General features: G+C 34.6%; 17 protein-coding genes and 1 riboswitch. All 17 genes read left to right on the top strand.

The annotated features are described in order from the left end of the window. Positions 1–52 precede the first annotated feature (52 nt). The gene (locus tag QA612_RS10995; RefSeq protein ID WP_481804435.1) at positions 53–532 is read left to right on the top strand and encodes a spore coat protein; all 480 of its coding nucleotides are present in this window, start codon (positions 53–55) and stop codon (positions 530–532) included. Between the two features lie 316 nt (positions 533–848). Continuing rightward, positions 849–1,190, top strand: a complete 342-nt coding sequence (locus tag QA612_RS10990) for a hypothetical protein (protein WP_278283993.1) — start codon at positions 849–851, stop codon at positions 1,188–1,190. 23 nt (positions 1,191–1,213) lie between these two features. Continuing rightward, the gene (locus QA612_RS10985) at positions 1,214–1,444 is read left to right on the top strand and encodes a hypothetical protein (RefSeq protein WP_278283861.1); all 231 of its coding nucleotides are present in this window, start codon (positions 1,214–1,216) and stop codon (positions 1,442–1,444) included. A gap of 124 nt (positions 1,445–1,568) precedes the next feature. Continuing rightward, the gene (locus tag QA612_RS10980; protein ID WP_278283860.1) at positions 1,569–2,303 is read left to right on the top strand and encodes a TraR/DksA C4-type zinc finger protein; all 735 of its coding nucleotides are present in this window, start codon (positions 1,569–1,571) and stop codon (positions 2,301–2,303) included. 176 nt (positions 2,304–2,479) lie between these two features. Then, positions 2,480–2,893 carry a hypothetical protein gene (locus QA612_RS10975; RefSeq protein WP_278283859.1) on the top strand — a complete coding sequence of 138 codons (414 nt, stop codon included), beginning with the start codon at positions 2,480–2,482 and terminating at the stop codon, positions 2,891–2,893. 160 nt (positions 2,894–3,053) lie between these two features. Continuing rightward, on the top strand, positions 3,054–3,404 hold the full coding sequence (locus QA612_RS10970) for an ArsR/SmtB family transcription factor (protein WP_278283858.1): 351 nt from the start codon (positions 3,054–3,056) through the stop codon (positions 3,402–3,404). A 27-nt stretch (positions 3,405–3,431) separates the two neighbouring features. Beyond that, positions 3,432–4,499 (top strand): ACR3 family arsenite efflux transporter, encoded by a 1,068-nt coding sequence (arsB, locus tag QA612_RS10965; protein ID WP_278283857.1) that lies wholly within the window; start codon positions 3,432–3,434, stop codon positions 4,497–4,499. An 86-nt stretch (positions 4,500–4,585) separates the two neighbouring features. Further along, on the top strand, positions 4,586–5,005 hold the full coding sequence (gene arsC / locus QA612_RS10960) for an arsenate reductase (thioredoxin) (RefSeq protein WP_278283856.1): 420 nt from the start codon (positions 4,586–4,588) through the stop codon (positions 5,003–5,005). A 56-nt stretch (positions 5,006–5,061) separates the two neighbouring features. After that, entirely contained in the window at positions 5,062–5,418 is a 357-nt protein-coding gene (arsD, locus tag QA612_RS10955; RefSeq protein WP_278283855.1) for an arsenite efflux transporter metallochaperone ArsD, read from the top strand. A gap of 14 nt (positions 5,419–5,432) precedes the next feature. Continuing rightward, complete coding sequence (gene arsA, locus QA612_RS10950; protein ID WP_278283854.1) at positions 5,433–7,217, top strand: arsenical pump-driving ATPase; 1,785 nt, start codon at positions 5,433–5,435, stop codon at positions 7,215–7,217. A 104-nt stretch (positions 7,218–7,321) separates the two neighbouring features. Then, positions 7,322–7,495 (top strand): iron-sulfur cluster assembly accessory protein, encoded by a 174-nt coding sequence (locus QA612_RS10945; protein WP_278283853.1) that lies wholly within the window; start codon positions 7,322–7,324, stop codon positions 7,493–7,495. Between the two features lie 889 nt (positions 7,496–8,384). Continuing rightward, positions 8,385–9,596, top strand: coding sequence for an AGE family epimerase/isomerase (locus tag QA612_RS10940; protein WP_278283852.1), 1,212 nt, complete (start codon positions 8,385–8,387; stop codon positions 9,594–9,596). Positions 9,597–9,752: 156 nt separating this feature from the next. Further along, the gene (locus tag QA612_RS10935; RefSeq protein WP_278283851.1) at positions 9,753–10,601 is read left to right on the top strand and encodes a manganese catalase; all 849 of its coding nucleotides are present in this window, start codon (positions 9,753–9,755) and stop codon (positions 10,599–10,601) included. Positions 10,602–10,959: 358 nt separating this feature from the next. Further along, positions 10,960–11,040, top strand: a riboswitch (cyclic di-GMP riboswitch). Positions 11,041–11,131: 91 nt separating this feature from the next. Beyond that, a complete protein-coding gene (locus tag QA612_RS10930) occupies positions 11,132–13,783 on the top strand; it encodes a putative bifunctional diguanylate cyclase/phosphodiesterase (RefSeq protein WP_278283850.1) in 2,652 nt (883 codons plus the stop codon). Between the two features lie 39 nt (positions 13,784–13,822). Then, complete coding sequence (locus tag QA612_RS10925; RefSeq protein ID WP_278283849.1) at positions 13,823–15,142, top strand: ABC transporter substrate-binding protein; 1,320 nt, start codon at positions 13,823–13,825, stop codon at positions 15,140–15,142. Between the two features lie 742 nt (positions 15,143–15,884). Continuing rightward, a complete protein-coding gene (locus tag QA612_RS10920) occupies positions 15,885–16,346 on the top strand; it encodes a Dps family protein (RefSeq protein WP_278283848.1) in 462 nt (153 codons plus the stop codon). Between the two features lie 280 nt (positions 16,347–16,626). Then, positions 16,627–18,915 (top strand): EAL domain-containing protein, encoded by a 2,289-nt coding sequence (locus QA612_RS10915; protein WP_278283847.1) that lies wholly within the window; start codon positions 16,627–16,629, stop codon positions 18,913–18,915. Positions 18,916–19,000: the final 85 nt, after the last annotated feature.

Raw genomic sequence — 19,000 nt, 5'->3', positions numbered from 1 at the left:
AGAGGTGAATACCTTATCGTTGTAAAATCTTAATGCGATAAGGAGATGGAAGATAGTGAAGGAAGAACATTTAGCATGGCATGAAACACTTGAGATACATGAATTGGTGGCGTTTCAATCAGTAGGATTAATCAAACTAAAAAAAGGAATAGACAATGTTCGTGATGCTGAATTAAGAGGTATCTACAAGAATGCAATTGAAGGGATCACAACTAATCTAATGGAGCTTTTAGTATTTTATCCAGACATGCCTAGAGAAGAAGCAGAACGTGCGGAGCCAGCATTTAGTGATTCCTTTTTCGCAGGGGATTTATTAGCCTTAGCTAAAATGACTGTACGTAATTATGGAATTGCAATTACAGAAGCAGCAACACCTGAGGTTAGAAAGGTACTTCAAAAGCATTTAAATAATGCAATTGATTTACATGGGAAGATTTTTAACTATATGTATAAAAACAGCAATTATCCTGCATATAATTTAGAAAAGCTTCTAAACAACGATATTCAGCTAGCGAGAAAAGCTCTAAAATAACTATAGAACATAAGATCATGAAGCCACCTCTGATTAAGAGGTGGCCATTTTCAAAAGCAAGAAATTTTTTACCAACTATTGGAGTGTCTAGAAAAAAGCAATTATTTGGCATGAATGGGTAACTGTAGATTGTAAAAAATAAATGAGAATAAAAAATGTGGATTAGTTGTGGAAAACTAATCAAAACGCATTTGATTGTGGATAAACCTGTGGATAAATGAGGATTATTTTGTATTTTGTTAATAACTTTGTGGATGTTTTTTTAGGAAGGGAGAGTCCTGTGGATAAAGTTGTTGATAAGTCGATTGATTCAAAGATGATGGGTGTTATAAATGATGTAATACAAGCTATGACCTTTACAAAAAATTTTCGGTCAGCTACGGCAGAAGAATGGTATGTTTTTTTACCTAATTTCAAAGAACCAAAAACAGGGGGGGCTCCAATAAAAGTTATTATTCACTATGATCTTCAAGGTAATCGTGACGTATTCATTAATACGACTATCATTATAGATGATCCAAAATTATGGGATTCTAAAAATCATTCATTAGTTTATGAAGTATGTGATGAACTCGTTAATCGATTAATTGGTTATAGCGATACGCTTCTTACAGTCCATGCTGGGGAAAATAGCTATAATGCGGAGTATGTGCGTTAAAACAAATTGGAGGTGAAGGGAACATGAGTAAGAAAAATAAGAAAGAGACTTATGCAGCAGACAATGTTACATTAACAAATGCTCCTGAAGATGAAGAATATACAATTCGAACAAATACAAGCTTCATTAATCCTTTAAAAACAAATCAATATTATCCAGGAGACTCCGTAGATCAACATAAGGAATTAGAGGAAAATAATCGTGACATTGCAAGGGAAGAAATTCGTCAACAAAACGAAAATAATTCACTTTAATGATGTACTTACCTTCATACATTCCTATTTTTGTATAAGTAATTCCAAAATGTTTGCAGTGAATTTATTTATATTTAAGGCAAACTAATTACGAACGCAAAAATATGGGTATGGAGGTGCTAAAATGCTTACCCAAGATCAACTAAATAAACTGAAAGAAGGATTAATTGCATGGAAAGAGGAGTTAGTAGCGCGATTGCAAGGTCAGCACTACGGTCTGGAATTTGCACATGTAAAGGAGTCCGTTGGAGAATTATCCAACTATGACAATCACCCTGCCGATCATGGGACGGAATTGTTTGAAAGGGAAAAAGATCTTGCCTTAAATGAACATTCTGAGCACCATATCGAAGAAATAGATCAAGCATTAAAAGCGATGGAAGAAGGGAAATACGGGAAGTGTGAAATCTGTGGCGAAGATATACCATTTGAAAGGTTAGAAGCAGTGCCAACAACGAAACGCTGTATTAACCATACGGAGGAAAACAAAGTTTCTAACAATCGACCTGTTGAAGAAGATATACTAGCTCCAGCATTCGGACAATTTGAATACGATGAAAGCTTACAAAATGAAACTTTTTTCGATGCGGAGGATTCCTGGCAAGCTGTGAGTGCATATGGTACATCGGAAACACCTTCAGATTTTACCAACACAGAAAAGGATTATAATAGTATGTTCATTGAATCTGAAGAGCCAGTCGGTTATGTAGAAGAAGTTGAGGGAGTTGTTACAGCCGATATTGAAGGTAATTATTCAGGTGTTAGCGTCGATCATCGTAAATATGAAAGATATTTAGATGAAAATGGTGAAAATGATGCAGCCTCAGGATATGCTTCCTATGAAAGAGAAGACCTTTAATAATGAACAATGAAATAAAAAATATGGTAACTATCAAACCACCTCTTTTTGTAGGTGGTTTGTTTTTCTATACTCATGAAATGCATAAAATTGTTTTGGAAATGAAAATAAGATAAAATTTAGAAAGGAAGAAAAATATCAAAAAATGTAGTATATAACTGAAAGGAGACAATTAAATGACTGTAGCTTTATGGATGCACAAATTAATACCACTTTTATTTCTAATCTTAATTCCATTGCCTTTTATTGCTTTATCTAAAAGTAAAAGCCAAGCCCCATTAAATGGATTAGGTTTTTGGCGGGGAGTGATAATGGCAGCTAATTTAATCCTTGTTGTCACATTAATAACTGGTATCGTGATTTATCCCCATTTTGATATGGGAAGAACGTGGGTTGCTATCATCTTAACTTTGGCATTAGGTGCATTACTAGGAATTATGTCAAAGAAATTGAAGCAATACAAAGGGGAAAATGATATACATATACAAAGTCAATATTTAAAGAAGCTTGCATATATAGGTTTTGGGTATATTGTAGTTCTTGCTGCTACTTTCCTACTTATGACAAATTGGTGGGCATTATCCTTTTAAATATCGTTCCTCTTAAAGATCTGTATGAAAATACAGGTCTTTTTTTCGTGCATTCTAACAATTGATGTAACAAAACATTTACAATAAATTAATATATAAGTGGTTGATTATATAAGTGTATGCTTATATAATGGGTATGAATTGAAAGGGGTAGAGCTAGATGACCATATTAAATGACGTGACCTTAGAGCAAGGAGCGAAAATATTAAAGCTTTTAGGTGATAAAACTCGTCTTAATATTGTATCCATCCTTATGCATGATGAATGTTGCGTTTGTGAGCTTGTTGAAGTTTTACAAATGAGTCAGCCTTCCATTAGTCAGCATGTTGCAAAATTAAAATCAGCTGAAATCGTGAAAGAAAGAAGACAAGGACAATGGATTTTTTACCGTATTAATGAAAGTGTCTCTGTCTATCCCCTTGTTAAAAGCATCGTGAATCATTTTCCTGATCAGCAAGAAGTTATTCGCAATCTGGAAAAACAAGGGTTGAGAGTTTGCTGTGATAATTAAAGAGAATAAATTGGAGGAAAGACTAAAATGAATAATGAAGTTCAAAAAGGTCAAGGACTTAATTTTTTTGAACGGTATTTAACGATTTGGGTAGCCATTTGTATTGTGGTTGGTATTGCGTTAGGCCAACTTTTACCTATCGTTCCTAATACGTTAGATACGTTTAAAATAGCTGAAATATCTATACCGGTTGCCATCCTTATTTGGTTAATGATTTATCCAATGATGGCAAAAATAGATTTTTCAAGTATTGTGAATGCAGGGAAAAAACCGAAAGGCCTTGTCATTACACTAGTAGTGAACTGGTTAATTAAGCCGTTTACTATGTTTTTCTTTGCATGGTTATTTTTTCGATTTATCTTTAGTCCGTTTATACCAGAAAGTTTAGCAACAGATTATATTGCGGGTGCCGTACTTTTAGGAGCAGCCCCTTGTACAGCGATGGTATTCGTTTGGAGCTACTTAACAAGAGGCGATGCTGGTTATACATTAATTCAAGTTTCTGTTAACGATATTATTCTTATTTTTGCATACGGACCGATTGTTGCACTTTTACTACGAGTGAACAACGTAATTGTCCCATTAGATACGGTCTTCTTATCGGTATTTCTATTTATCGTTATCCCTCTTGTTGCAGGATGGATTTCACGTGTTCTTATTGTTAAACGTAAAGGCGTAGATTGGTTTGAAAATGTTTATTTGAAAAAAGCAGGTAATTTTACGATCATTGGACTTTTACTTACATTAATTATTCTTTTCTCTTTCCAAGGTGATGTTATTTTAAACAACCCATTGCATATTGGATTAATATCAATACCACTTATTATTCAAACATTATTTATTTTTGCAGTAGCCTATTTATGGGCGAAATGGTGGAAGATTAAACATAGTATTGCAGCTCCTGCAGCAATGATTGGTACAAGTAATTTCTTTGAATTAGCAGTAGCAGTAGCAATTGCCATCTTTGGTATTGACTCTGCAGCAGCACTAGTAACCGTGGTTGGTGTACTTGTAGAGGTTCCGTTAATGCTTTACTTAGTGAAAATTGCGAATAAAACAAAGCACTGGTTTCCAGAAAGTAGCTTAGTAAAATAGCTATTTAGAACCCAGAAGCATTAATCAACAATAAAATTTAACAGATCCTTTATTAAAAATAATATAAACAAAAGGAGTTTTTTCTAATGACTAAACAAATCATTTATTTTTTATGTACAGGTAACTCTTGCCGAAGCCAAATGGCGGAAGCGTGGGGTAAAAAATATTTAGGGAATAAATACGACGTATACTCCGCTGGTATTGAAGCCCATGGTGTTAATCCTAAGGCTGTAAAAGCCATGAATGAAGTTCAAATTGATATTTCAGATCAAACCTCTGATACAATTGATCAAGATTTATTGGAAAAAGCAGACCTTGTTGTTACCCTTTGTGGTCATGCTAATGATGTATGTCCAGCTACACCTCCAAATAAAGAAAGAGTCCATTGGGGATTTGATGACCCAGCTAAAGCAGAAGGAACGGATGAAGAGAAATGGGCTGTATTCCAACGAGTTCGTGATGAAATCGGTGACAGAATAAAAACATATGCAGAAACAGGTAAATAAAAGAAGGTGGAGCCGAATTTTTTCGGCTTTTTCCCATATTTAAAGGAGGAAGTGGAATGGTTAACATTAGAGTATTTGACCCAGCATTATGCTGTCCAACAGGAGTTTGTGGACCAAGTGTAGACCCAGAATTGACAAGAATAGCAACAGCTATATTTTTACTTGAAAAGAAAGGTGTTGATATAAAGCGATTTAATTTAGGGAGTGAACCACAGGCCTTTGTGGATGAAAAGTTGGTTCAATCGTTACTGGAAGAAAAGGGAACAGATGCATTACCAGCGATTTTAGTTGATGGAGAAGTAAAAAAGGTAGGAGAATATCCAACAAATTTGGAGCTCTCTGATTGGACTGGTATTTCAGAACAGGAATTTATGAAAAAGGATGAAAAAGCAAATAAATTGAATTTATTATAAAAGGGATGATGAAGATGTATCCAACCTTTTCACCAAAAGTTGTGAAGGATACTCCATACTTGTTTTTCACTGGAAAAGGAGGAGTTGGGAAAACGTCAACGGCATGTGCTACAGCTGTTTTGTTAGCTGATGAAGGGCATTCTGTTTTAATTGTAAGTACCGATCCAGCGTCCAATTTACAAGATGTGTTTATGTTAGAAATTGGATCAGAGATAGAAAAGATCCCATCTGTTCCAGGTTTATCTGCAGTAAATTTAAACCCGGAGGAAGCTGCTGCTAATTACAGAGATAAAGTAGTTGGTCCTTTTCGAGATAAATTACCAGCATCAGTTGTAGCGCAAATGGAGGAGCAATTGTCAGGAGCATGTACCGTGGAGATTGCTGCTTTTGATGAATTTGCTAATCTGCTAACGAATGAGTCCATTCACGATGCTTATGAATACATTATTTTTGATACAGCCCCTACCGGTCACACGTTGCGTTTACTCCAGCTTCCAACTGCTTGGACAGGATTTTTAGAGGATAGTACACATGGTGCTTCATGTTTAGGACCTCTTTCTGGCTTAGCAGAAAAGAAAACATTATATGAGGCAACGGTAAAAGCTTTATCTGATGAAACGAAAACGTCCCTAGTCCTCGTATCGCGACCAGATCGATCTGCAATTTCCGAAGGGGAAAGAGCCGCGGAGGAACTTTTTAACGTGGGCATAACGAATCAAATGCTAGTTATTAATGGCGTTTTTCAACCTGAATCGAAGACAGATGTTGTTGCGAATGCTTTATTCAATAAACAGCAGGAAGCTTTACTAACACTAACAGACAAGTTGAAAAACATCCCGATATACCAACTACCGTATATCCCTTATCCTCTAACAGGATCGGAGTCATTGAGGGCGTTCATAAAACTTCAAGGAATGCCATTGGAAGCTCATAAAGAAGTGAAATCTCATAACGACTTATTAGGGTTAGAAGGAATAATAGGGCAGTTAACGGAAAAACCTCAAGGGGTAGTCATGGCTATGGGAAAAGGAGGCGTGGGGAAAACAACGGTGGCATCCGCTATTGCAGTTGGTTTAGCACTAAAGGGGAAAAAAGTTCATTTAACTACAACAGATCCTGCAGCCCATTTAACCCATGTCCTTCGGGATGAAACCGTTGCAGAATTTCTAACAATTAGTCGAATTAATCCAGAACAAGAAGTGGAAAACTATCGTAATGAGGTTTTAAAAGCGAGTAAACATTTAGACGATGAGGCCATTGCTTATTTAGAGGAGGATCTAAATTCTCCTTGTACAGAGGAGATTGCTGTATTTCGTGCCTTTTCAGACGTTGTAGAAAGGGCTGATAAGGAGTTTGTTATTATTGATACGGCCCCTACAGGTCATACGCTTCTTTTATTAGATGCATCACAATCTTATTTTCAGGAAATTGAACGTTCTTCTGGAGATGCTCCTGAGTCAGTGAAAAAGCTTTTACCTCGTTTAAGAAATAAAGAAGAGACAGATGTGATCGTTGTGACGCTTCCTGAAGCGACCCCTGTTTTAGAAGCATCTCGATTACAAGCTGATTTAATTCGTGCTGAAATAAAACCGAGCTGGTGGGTGATTAACCAAAGCTTTGGAGCAACGGATACGGTGGATCCAGTTTTAAAGGGTCGTTCCTCTTCGGAAGGCCCTTGGATACAGCAAGTACTTGATAAAGAAGCTAAGCAGGTTGCTTTAATTCCTTGGTTAACTGATGATATTGTAGGTATAGAAGCGTTAAAAAATATAGCGACAAAAGAGGTGGATCATTCGTGAATGTTAGTGATAAAGCGAGAGACTTTTTACAGGGAATAATGGAAAAAGAAAATAGAAATACTCTTCGTGTGTATTTCGCTGGAATGGGCTGAGGAAGTCCTAGGATGGGATTGGCTCTGGAGGAGCCAGAAAGCGCAGATACAATTGTTGAGGTTAATGGGGTTCGTGTCGCAATTGATCCTGTTATTAAATCACAAACGGAAATGATGACAATAGATTATGAAGAGAGAAATGGCAAAGGTGGCTTACTGATGAAGGGGCTAGACGACTGCTGTTAAAATAATGAACAGGCCAAATCCTAAGTTGATTTGGTCTGTTTATTTTCACGGTAGACCGCCCAAGCAAGTATAAATTTGCACCATGGAGGATGAAAATACTCATCTGGAGGTTCATCCGTCGTTACTGACGAACGCTTTCTGCGGGCAACGCCTCAGCCTCCACCCTTCCCACATACGTGGCGAAGGGTCGGGTCTTCGCCTGTTGCTTTTCCCGCTAGAGTCGTCGTCCTCACTACTGAACCTGCGTATTTTCAGGGTAGCTTTGGAGTCATCTAGAAGCTCTCTATTCTACCGCAAATGGTAAAAACAATGTTTACCGGGAAGATAGCGGCCCCCTATTCTACCGCGTTTTCTTTATTCTTTATTACATGCTTTCCAGTCGTCTAAAAAGCTTCTTTCTCTACCTGTGCAAGTGTTTCTCTAAAGCTTCACCAGTAGTGACAACTCGTAGTGGATTCGTGAAGCATAATCTTGTCGCTGGAGTCGCCGCCTTCCACTGCTGAACCGTTTCTATTTTCAGGGTAGACGAAAGAAAGTCGGCCAATGAACCTGCAAAAGGAAAAAAGCAGGTTTGCAGGCACATAGAAGGCGCCAATGAACCTGCAAATCAACAATGCGCAGGATCTCGATCGTTCAGCCGTCTTCTTCACTATCACATATCATGAATTTTTTAGAATTGCCAGTTGTAGTGCACACTTTATTATCTACCTATGTATAGTGTTGCTCTGTCGTTGAACCGGATATATTTGTACCTGGTCTAGATGGTGAATTTTTCTTATTCTTGGCCACCCTACTACTATGTGCAATTTTTTATGGAGTGAAGTGATTCATCAAAACTTCATATTTTGGTTATGTTAATACATAGGAGGAAGTGTAGGAGGGATTGGTTTTGGAATTAAAAGATTTAGATAAAGTAAAGGAAGAAGTTGAATTTGAATTGTCTGAACATATTCTTCCTTTTTGGAAAAAGCATGCTGTTGATGAATATAGTGATGGTTTTCACGATTACTATTTCTATGATTTATCTATAAATAAAGAAAGTGAAAAAGCATGTATTTTACATTCGAGAATATTATGGAGTTTCTCTGCTGCTTATTCACGTTACTTACTTGATGAGGATTTAGTTGTTGCAAAACGAGCTTACAATTATATAAAAAACTATTTCTGGGATAATGAGTTTGGAGGTTTGCTTTGGTCATTAGATGAAGATGGTATGGTACTGGAAACGAGAAAGCACATATATAATCAAGCTTTTGGAATAAATGCCATGACGGAGTATTATAAAGCCACAGAGGATAAAGATGCGTTAGAAATCTCCAAGAAACTTACAAAACTTATTGAAAAGCATAGTTATGATCAAGTTAATGGAGGATATTTTGAAGCATTTGATCAATCGTGGAACAAAGCAGAAGACCTTCGACTAAGCAATAAAGATATGAGTGTTCCTAAAACGATGACAACTCATTTACATCTTCTTGAAGCATATTGGAACTTGTACCAAGTTTGGGAAGATACTGAGTTAAAAGAAAAGATTGATCGATTATTCCAGGTTGTAGTGGAAAAAATGTTTAATGAGAAATCTAGTCATTTTATTTTATTTTTTAATGAACAATGGGAGCCGCAATCGGAAGTGATCTCATACGGTCATGACATGGAAGGGAGCTGGATGTTATCTCAGATAGCAGAAGGTCTTGATAAAAAGGAATATAAGGAAAAGGTCGATTCCATAGTGGAAAAAACGGTAAACGTCTGTATTTCCGAGGCACTTCAAGAGGATGGAAGTTTAGCCTATGAAGGCTTAAACGATAGAATCATTGACTATGATCGAGTATGGTGGGTTCAAGCGGAAAGTATCGTCGCTTTTTTAAATGCGTATCAATTAACGAAAAATGATGACTATTTAACATATTTCCATAAGACATGGAATTATATTAAAGACTATTTTATTGATCCAACTCACGGAGAGTGGTATTGGAAGCTTTCTAAAGATAATGAGGTAGATAAGTCTATGCCCATAGTTGAGCCGTGGAAAGGACCATACCATAATAGTCGAGCCTGTATGGAAGTGATCGATCGAATAACAAAACTACAACAAAAATAAAAAAGTGTTCACGAAATTGACAACAACCTGGTCCCTGAACTTTTGTTCACAAACCAGGTTGTTGTCTTTTGGTTGTCTTTGAAAATAATTGGAACCCTGACGGCCCTCCTTGAATTAATTAAATATGAATATAGATATGAGGGAGATGTCATCAGTATGTTTTATCACATTAAAGAGCTTCAATACGATGCTAAGCCTATGCGCCCAGACCCTATTTTTGCAAGACAGTTACAAGAGGTGTTAGGTGGTCAATTTGGGGAAATTTCTGTTGCAATGCAATATTTGTTCCAAGGGTGGAACACTAGAGGTTCAGAGAAGTATAGGGATTTACTTATGGATGTAGGGACAGAAGAATTAGCCCATGTGGAAATGCTATCTACTATGATTGCGAGATTATTAGATGGTGCACCAGTAGGTGACCAAGAGACAGCTGCAAGCAACCCTGTAGTAGGTGCGATTATGGGTGGAATGAATCCTCAACATGCCATTGTTTCTGGATTAGGTGCCCAGCCTAAAGATATTAATGGTAATAGCTGGACTGCTGACTACATTATAGCTAGTGGAAACTTACTAGCAGACTTCCGAGCAAATTTGAATGCAGAAACGCAAGGACGACTCCAAGTGGTGCGTTTGTATGAAGCTACGAATGACCCTGGAGTGAAGGATATGTTATCTTTTTTAATAGCAAGAGATACGATGCATCAGAATATGTGGAAGGCTGCAATTGCGGAGCTTGAAGCACAAGAAAATATTGTTGTACCTAGTACGTTTCCAAAACAACTTGAGAAAAATGAAGTGGCATATGATTTTTATAATTTATCTCAAGGTGAACAAAGTAGTAAAGGGAGATGGGCGAAAGGAAAAAGTATGGACGGCTTAGATCAATTTAAATATTATTCAAGGCCACCTGCGTATGGAGAGAAGCCGTCTTTAAAGCCAGCGCCTAAATACACGCACAATACGATGCCAAATATTAGACCGGATGCTGATAGTGAAGAGGATTAATGATTTTTCATCAATAGAAAAATCAACGGTCATTAAAGAAAAGGCTGTCTAAATCGAATTGCGGATCTATTTCCGATTAGATCCTACAAAATGATTAACCACATTATTTAGTATGATGAAACAACAAAACTAGTACCCTAAATAATATGATATTATTTGGGGTGCTACGTTGTTACATAATTGAATCGAGATGAATGCTTAAAATAGTGATATTTGGTAATGTTTATTTGGAAATTATTATTATAGTTTAATTTGGAATATTATAGTGATAATATAGGACAAAAGCATTATAATTATAATAGAAACAACACTAATTTTGTAAAAAATTATAAATAAAGTTGATTTATTTGTGATAGAAATAAATACTTAGCAAACTATGTGAAAGCATAGGACGCAAAGCCACGGGTCTAAAGCATAGCATGATAGCCGGGTTGCCATTTGATCGTTACGGGTCATTTAGAAAAACTGCTATTGGCAGTTTTTCTTTTTATAATAATATCCTTTTCCTTTTTCCATTGGGGGTTAAATTTATGCTTATGAAAAATTTTTTTCATTCAAAAAAAATTAACTATAGTGTCATGTATTTAACGTTTTTAATATTGGCGATAGTATCAAAGCTTTATAGCATTGATTTTATTTATGGCATTAATTTATCTTTTTATAGTGTTTTTCTACTTTTATTTGTTCGTTTATTTGGGGTTCCGGTATCTGTTGTTACAGCTTTAGGGATACATGCACTATGTGTTATTGGTTTTGATACATTTGTTTGGGATATGGTTCCTATACTTGAGATGCTTTTTATCGGTTTAGTCGCTTACATTAGACGAATAAATAATTTGGTCCTTTGGGTTCTTTTGTTCTGGGTTGTCATAGGGACTCCTATATCATTCCTGTTTTACGAACATTTTGTTCAAGACATATCTAGATTGAAGCTTACTGTTTTAATAAGTATGGATATTACAAATGGACTCTTTAATGCCGTCATAGCGGATATGCTCTTGGCTTATCTACCCTTTAACTATTGGTTACAAAAGCAGTCGAGGAAGAAAAACAAATTTAAATTTTCTCAATTCATCTTTCATACGTTAATTGCAGTAATTATCTTTCCATTCATGATGAATCTAGCATTTAATAGTTGGAATATGTACGAAACCACAAAAAAAGATGTTTCACAAATAGGATTAAGTCAAATTCAGACGATAAATAATGCTGTAAAGGATTGGAGTGAGGGTGATATACAACGGCTCCTGTTGTATAACCCTATTCAGCAAGGTCATTTAGAGGATATTATTCATAGACATTCCACAGATGAGTCCTATGGAGTAATTATGACAGATGAAAATAATAGAATCCTTGCTTCAAGCGATGATTCATTACGTATAAGAGAGCCTTTTGATTGGGAAGGAACAAATGACATAATTGAAGTATCAAATAACTTTTATATTACACTACCAAATATGAATTCCACCTACTCTGACGTAATTATGTGGAATAGAGGTCAATTTATTGTAATGGAACATGCATCGCCATTACCAATTGTTACTTATGTAACATTTCCAATTAGTCATTATCAGGAGATGGTTTTTCACTATTTTATGGAGCAGTTTAGGCTGTTGGTATTATTTGTTGTAAGTGTGTTTCTTTTATCATTTATCATTAAACGTTACTTAGTAAATGTACTGAGACAATTAACGACCACAACGACAGATTTGCCAATGAAAATGCAGAAAAACGAACCAGTAGAATGGCCACAGAGTAGTGTTTATGAAATTGATACGTTAATTCATAATTTTCAGCAGATGTGGAGTAATTTAAATGGAATTTTTCAGAGCAGTATGAAGCTTAATGACAAGCTGAAAAAACAAACAGATGATTTAATTAAATCTGAGGAAGAGCTTCATAAATATGCCTACTACGATACCTTAACAGGATTACCTAATCGTAAATTTTTTCAGAACGACCTACAAAACTTATTAACAAAAGAGCAGTATTTAAACGAGAAAATAGCTATTATGTTTTTGGATTTAAATCAATTTAAACAAATCAATGATACGTTAGGTCATGCCATGGGTGATGAACTGTTAGTTATCGTTAGTGAAAAGTTGCGTAACGTGGAAGATAAAAGAACGAAGGTTTTTAGGTTAGGTGGGGATGAATTTGTAGTGCTATCTAAAGCAAGGAATCAAGAGGAAATTGAGCAGGTTGGGGAACGAATCCTCTCGATTTTTACTAATACAATTAAATTAAATGGTGTGTCATTATACGTAACATCAAGTGTGGGTGTAAGTGTTTACCCTGATGATGGGGTGGAGTTAGATACATTGGTGAAGTATGCTGATATGGCAATGTACGATGCAAAAGAGAAAGGTAGAAATTCACTTCAGTTTTTTAATGAGGCAATGAAAGAAGATTTTACACAGCGGATGGAAATAAATAATGGACTAGGAGAAGCCCTTGAGCATAGCCAATTTAGTCTATTTTTTCAACCTAAAATAGATGCTGTGTCAATGGAGATTACTAGTATGGAAGCATTGTTACGCTGGAAGCATCCAAAACTAGGAAGTGTGTCACCCGCTACATTTATTTCTATAGCAGAAGAATCTGGATTAATTTTAAAAGTTGATAAGTGGGGACTATTAGAAGCATGTAAACAAAATAAAAGGTGGCAAGAGGCAGGGTATAGAAAAGTTCCAATTGCTGTGAACTTGTCAGCAGCTCATTTTTATCAAGATCAACTTTTAGAGGTCATTAAGGAGGTACTGTTGGAATCTGGTCTAGAACCACAGTATTTGCAAATCGAGATTACAGAGAGTGTCTTTAAGAAAAATATAGGTAGTGTTCAACAAACGATGAATGAAATTAGAAGTTTAGGAGTTAAAATTTCTATAGATGACTTTGGAAGTGGTTATTCTTCATTAAGTCATTTAATAAATTTGCCAATAAATGAAATGAAATTAGATAGGGAGTTTATTAAAGAGATAGATTTGAACCCGAAAAAAGCATCGATGGTAAAGGTGATTATTGATTTGGCACATACGTTAGGGCTAAAAGTTGTAGGCGAAGGAGTGGAACGGGAAGAAGAGTTGGAGTTACTACAGGAAATGAAGTGTGATGAAATACAAGGATACTTAATTAGTAAACCGGTGGACGGAAACGAGTTCGTAAAGCTTTTTAGGAAATAAGGGTCCGGAATAAATTCATAATAATGGGAGTGAAGTATGATGAAGTATTTGTTGATGACAATGTTCCTGATTTTTTTGACTTTTGTTTTGTTAGGATGTAATACAGAGGAAGAGATAAATAAAACTGGTTCTGATGCATCTTCTTCGCCACAACAAGAGGACGAGGAAAGAGATAGTATTCAGTTAACCATGTGGTCGTACTATGATGATGGTTGGGATAATGTCATTGAGCAATTTGAAAACGACAATCCCGGAGTTGAAGTTGAGCTTAAAATTATTCCGTATGATGAATATCCTTCTGCATACATGGATGCTTTTATAAGTGGGGATAGCCCAGATTTGGTGATTATTGATAGTCCACATATTGGAGATTTTAAAGTGATTGATGGCTTTGAAGATTTATTGCAAGAGCCATATTTAGCTGAGCAATACAAGGAAGGTTTTTCAGAAGCATTATGGAATATGGGATTATCCTTTGATCAACAAAATGTAATTGGTATACCTTATGTTACATCTCCTTTTTTAGCATATTATAGAGCAGATATTATGGAGGAGTATGGGTTTCCATCAGATCCAGAAGAGTTAGGTTTATTCATGGAAGATAGTAATAACTGGTTAGAAATGGCGAGAGTATTAGCGGAAGATGATAAGTATTTAGTACAATGGCCAATGGAGATATTGACAATCTTTGAATCTGGAACAGGAATGTTTGATAATGAATTAAACTTTTTACGAGATAATGATACCTTTTTGGAAAGTATAGAATTAGCGCAAACAGTACACCGTGAAGATCTTTTTTCTGCCATAGATATGTGGGGAGAAAAAGGACAAGCAGCCATTCGAAATAATCAATTTGCTATGCTCTATTTAGGATCATGGGGTACAGAGCTATTAAAAAGTTGGGTTCCTGAGCAAGAAGGAGATTGGAGGATGACGCGACTGCCATTTGATGTAAACGGATGGTTAAACAGTTCAATCATATCTATACCTGCTGCTAGTAGTTACAAGGAGGAGGCATGGGAGTTTATTAAATTTGCATCATTTGAGCATCCGATGGAGGGTTATTTAAGTGTTGTGAATGGGTATCTTCCGGCTAGAAATAATGAGAATATTATGGACTACAGGAATGAATTCCTCGGAGGGCAAAAGAAGCAGGAAATGTTAGAGAATATTATGGGAGAAACAGAGGAGCCTACGTTAACACCATTAGATAGAGATGGACAAAATATATGGCGAGAGGTTCTATATAGTTCATTAGAGTGGGGCCATTCTCCAGACGAAATCATGCAAACTGTCCGTGAACGATTAGAGGCTGAATTAGGGAGAGATAAAGAAATTATTTTAGAATTTGGCAAATAAAATTTAAGTTAAATAGTGACGTAATAAGAAAAGCGCAAAGCGACTCAATTCCGCCTAAGTACAGCCTACGTCCTGTATGTAACGGCGTAATATCGACATCCTGTCTCCTAGATAACTTACGTAGAATGGAAATTTTATACTTTCTTATCTTTTAAAAAATAACCATAGATTCCTTATTATGGTTATTTTTGTTTGGCTATTATAAATGATGTTCTAGAAAATGTTCGTAACAGAAAGTTTCTTATGTGAAAAGTATTATTGATAATTTTAGATACAAATGATAATGAAGGGACAAATGAAAAACGGAAATTAAGTATATAAACACTGTGTACATAGGGTTTAAAAAGAAAAAAGTTACAAAAAATATGTGTTTTTATTTGTAATTATTAAAAATAAAGAACTATAATATAGTTTGTAGATTAAAAGCAATTATATACTTTTCTAATAAAAAAACACTCTTTTGTTGGAAATATAGTAATAATTTTTTTAACTGGAATGGAACTCATATTTGTAAATGTTATTTCTCAAGATCCGTATGATCAAAAGTGATAATGAATAGTAGCTGTGGGACCCATCGACATTTACATAAATATTAAAGAACGATGCAAGACTTATTAAACAAATGGTTATAATACACTTAGATATTTCGTTATTTATAATAATTATAAATTGACAATAATTATTATATAATATAAAATATAATTATAATAAAAGCGAAGAAAATAAGGGGAGTGTAAGAGAAATGACAAAACAAAATTTAATCAACAAAATGAATGTACAATTAGCTAATTGGAATGTATTGAATACAAAGCTCCATCATTATCACTGGTTTGTAAAAGGACCTGACTTTTTTGTTCTTCATGAAAAATTTGAAGAGATTTATAACGAAGTAGCAGGAACTATTGATGAGTTAGCAGAAAGAATTTTAACGATTGGTGGAAAACCAATTTCAACTCTACGGGAATATTTAGATAATACAACCTTAGAGGAAGCAAAAGGGGAAGAAACAGCAGTAGATATGGTTGAATTATTAGCTAAAGATTTCGAACAATTAAGTAATGAGTTAAGTGAAGTAATTGAAGCGGCAGAGAATGAAAATGATCATCCAACTGCAGATTTGTTTATCGGTTTAAAAGGCTCTCTTGAAAAACAAAGTTGGATGCTTCAGGCATATTTAGATAAATCATTAGTAAAAGCACATTAGAAAATGAAGAAATGAAAAAAGCTGTTAGGGATGAAGAATTATTCCTAACAGCTTTTTTGCTTTGAATATCTTAACGTTAATTAAATTTTTCGTATGAAAATTAGAAAACAGATAGGTTAGACCCATAAAAAAATAGAAAAACCCCTATAAAATGGTAGTTAATAGTTAATCTTTTAGATATAGGTAAATAGAATTGGGTAATTTAGTAATTTTACATTTCAGGTAAATTTCAGATGTTAATTGTTTAAAAGTAAATCTATTTATTTAAGGTGGTATTAGAATGAAGCTTAAGATAAAAGTAATATCTGTTGTTCTGATTAGTATTATTACTTTACTTACTCTTTTCTTTTTATTGATCAATCCTACGTTAATAGAACAATATGTTGAAATTGAAATGGAGTTAATGGAAGAGAACATCCAAAGAGTTGAAAATGCTATCCAAAGTGAGGAAGAAAGGTTAGAAAGTATCGTAAGAGATTATGCTGTATGGGATGATACGTATGAATTTATTCAAACGAATAATCAACGGTACATTGTTAGTAATTGGGTAGATGATACTTTTATTACGAATAAGATTGATTTTGTTATTTATTATGATAAGAAGGGAAATAGAGTTTACGATAAAGGGTTTAACCACGTAGAAGGTAAGTATTTCAATTTATATAACATAATAAATCCTGCAGATTTGCAAAGGTTTCATAATCGACGAGAAACAGTGTTTTTAAAAGGCGGAAATGAGTCAATTTTACTTGCAACTTATCCTACGCATCTTAGCTCAGAAGAAGGCTTATCAAATGGGACCCTTATAATGGGGTTGTTATTAAGTGATGACTTTGTCCAAAGAATGGAAAATGTTGTACAGTTACCTATTGAGTTAACAAATAGTGAAGATAAGCCAATGCATAACAATGAAATAACTTTCCAAGAGGAAAATTATGTGAAAGGATCAATTTACATACCTTATATAAATTCATCTTCTCATGGGGAATTTTATTTCACCATTGACCGTCATATATACAGCAAGGGAAAAGAAAGTCTACGTTTTTTTTACACAACGTATGGATTAGTTTCTCTTTTATTCATAGCTACAATATTATTTTTTTTAGATAAGCAAGTATTATCTAAGTTATCTAATATCTCTCGTGACCTTCGCTATATCCAGGAGACGAAAGATTTAAAGAAAAGGATAAAGGTGAATGGAAAGGACGAGATCGCTGAATTAGAAACTGGAATAAATCGAATGTTACATTCGCTAGATGAATCACAGAATGAAATAAAGCTTATGGCACTAACAGATGATTTAACGGGAATTCCCAATAGAAAATATTTTATGGATAAGCTCAGGAACCTTATTGAGGAGAACCAAGAAGTAAGACTAGCTGTTTTATTTTTAGATATTGATTTGTTTAAACGTATTAATGATACATTAGGACATCATATTGGAGATGCGTTACTTAAAGAAATTGTAGGTAGAATGAAGGCTAGTTTATCAAAAGAGAACATACTAGCCAGATGGGGAGGAGACGAGTTCGTTATAATTTTAAATAACCATGATACTATTGAGGTTGTAGGTAAGTGTCATAAATTATTAGAAAAAATATCAAATCCGATACAAATTGCTTCAATGGATTTTGAAATAACAACAAGCATTGGAATAAGTGAATATCCTTATGACACAAATAATGCACAGAAATTAATTCAAAATGCTGATATTGCTATGTATGAAGCAAAGCGAGCAGGCAAGAACCATTATGTTTATTATAAAGATATTTCAGAGTTAGCTTATTTCAAAAATAATTTTATTCTAGAAAACGACCTGAGGCAAGCTATAAGTAATAATGAATTAGTGTTGTTTTATCAACCAATAATTAATGGGGAAAATAAAAAAATTATTGGTGTTGAAGCTTTAATAAGATGGGAACATCCAACAAAAGGCCTCATACCTCCATCAGAATTTATTTCATTAGCTGAAGAACTAGGAATAATGCCGAAAATTGGAGACTGGGTATTGAGAGATGCTCTTAAACAGGTTAAAGAATGGCATGATGCTGGGCATCACAATATTTTTGTTTCAATTAATGTATCTAAAACACAATTAATAAATCAAAAGTTTATCATGGAAGTTAATGAACAGCTACAAAAATATGATTTTCCACCATCTCTTTTGCATTTGGAGATCACAGAAAGTGATGTAAGTACATATTTTGACAAATTAATAGCGTTCACTTCAAAATTAAATGACTTAGGTGTAAAAGTATCATTAGATGATTTTGGGACGGGCCTATCATCACTAATGTATTTAAAGGAGCTATGTGTTGATCAGTTAAAGATTGATAGAATTTTTATTAAAGATATTCCTAATCATTCTTTTGACCTTGCCTTATTATCAGGAATGATTGAATTATGTAAAAAACTAAATATTGAAGTTGTAGCAGAAGGTGTGGAAAATTTAAAGCAATATCATTATTTGTCAAAGTATAGTATTAATATACAAGGCTATTTCTTTAGCCCACCAGTACGTGCGGATGAGTGTCTACTTATTTTGAGTGAAAATATAACAAAACAATAACGTAAATCAACAATTCTAATCAACGGTGTTTTGCATAAAAATAAAACGGATAGGTCTTATTGATCAGTCAGTAAATTCATTCATT

This window comes from Evansella sp. AB-P1, from assembly GCF_029688925.1.
Classification (GTDB): domain Bacteria; phylum Bacillota; class Bacilli; order Bacillales; family Salisediminibacteriaceae; genus Evansella.
Note: the sequence above shows the minus strand (reverse complement) of the source record. Positions and strands in the feature narration are given on the sequence as shown.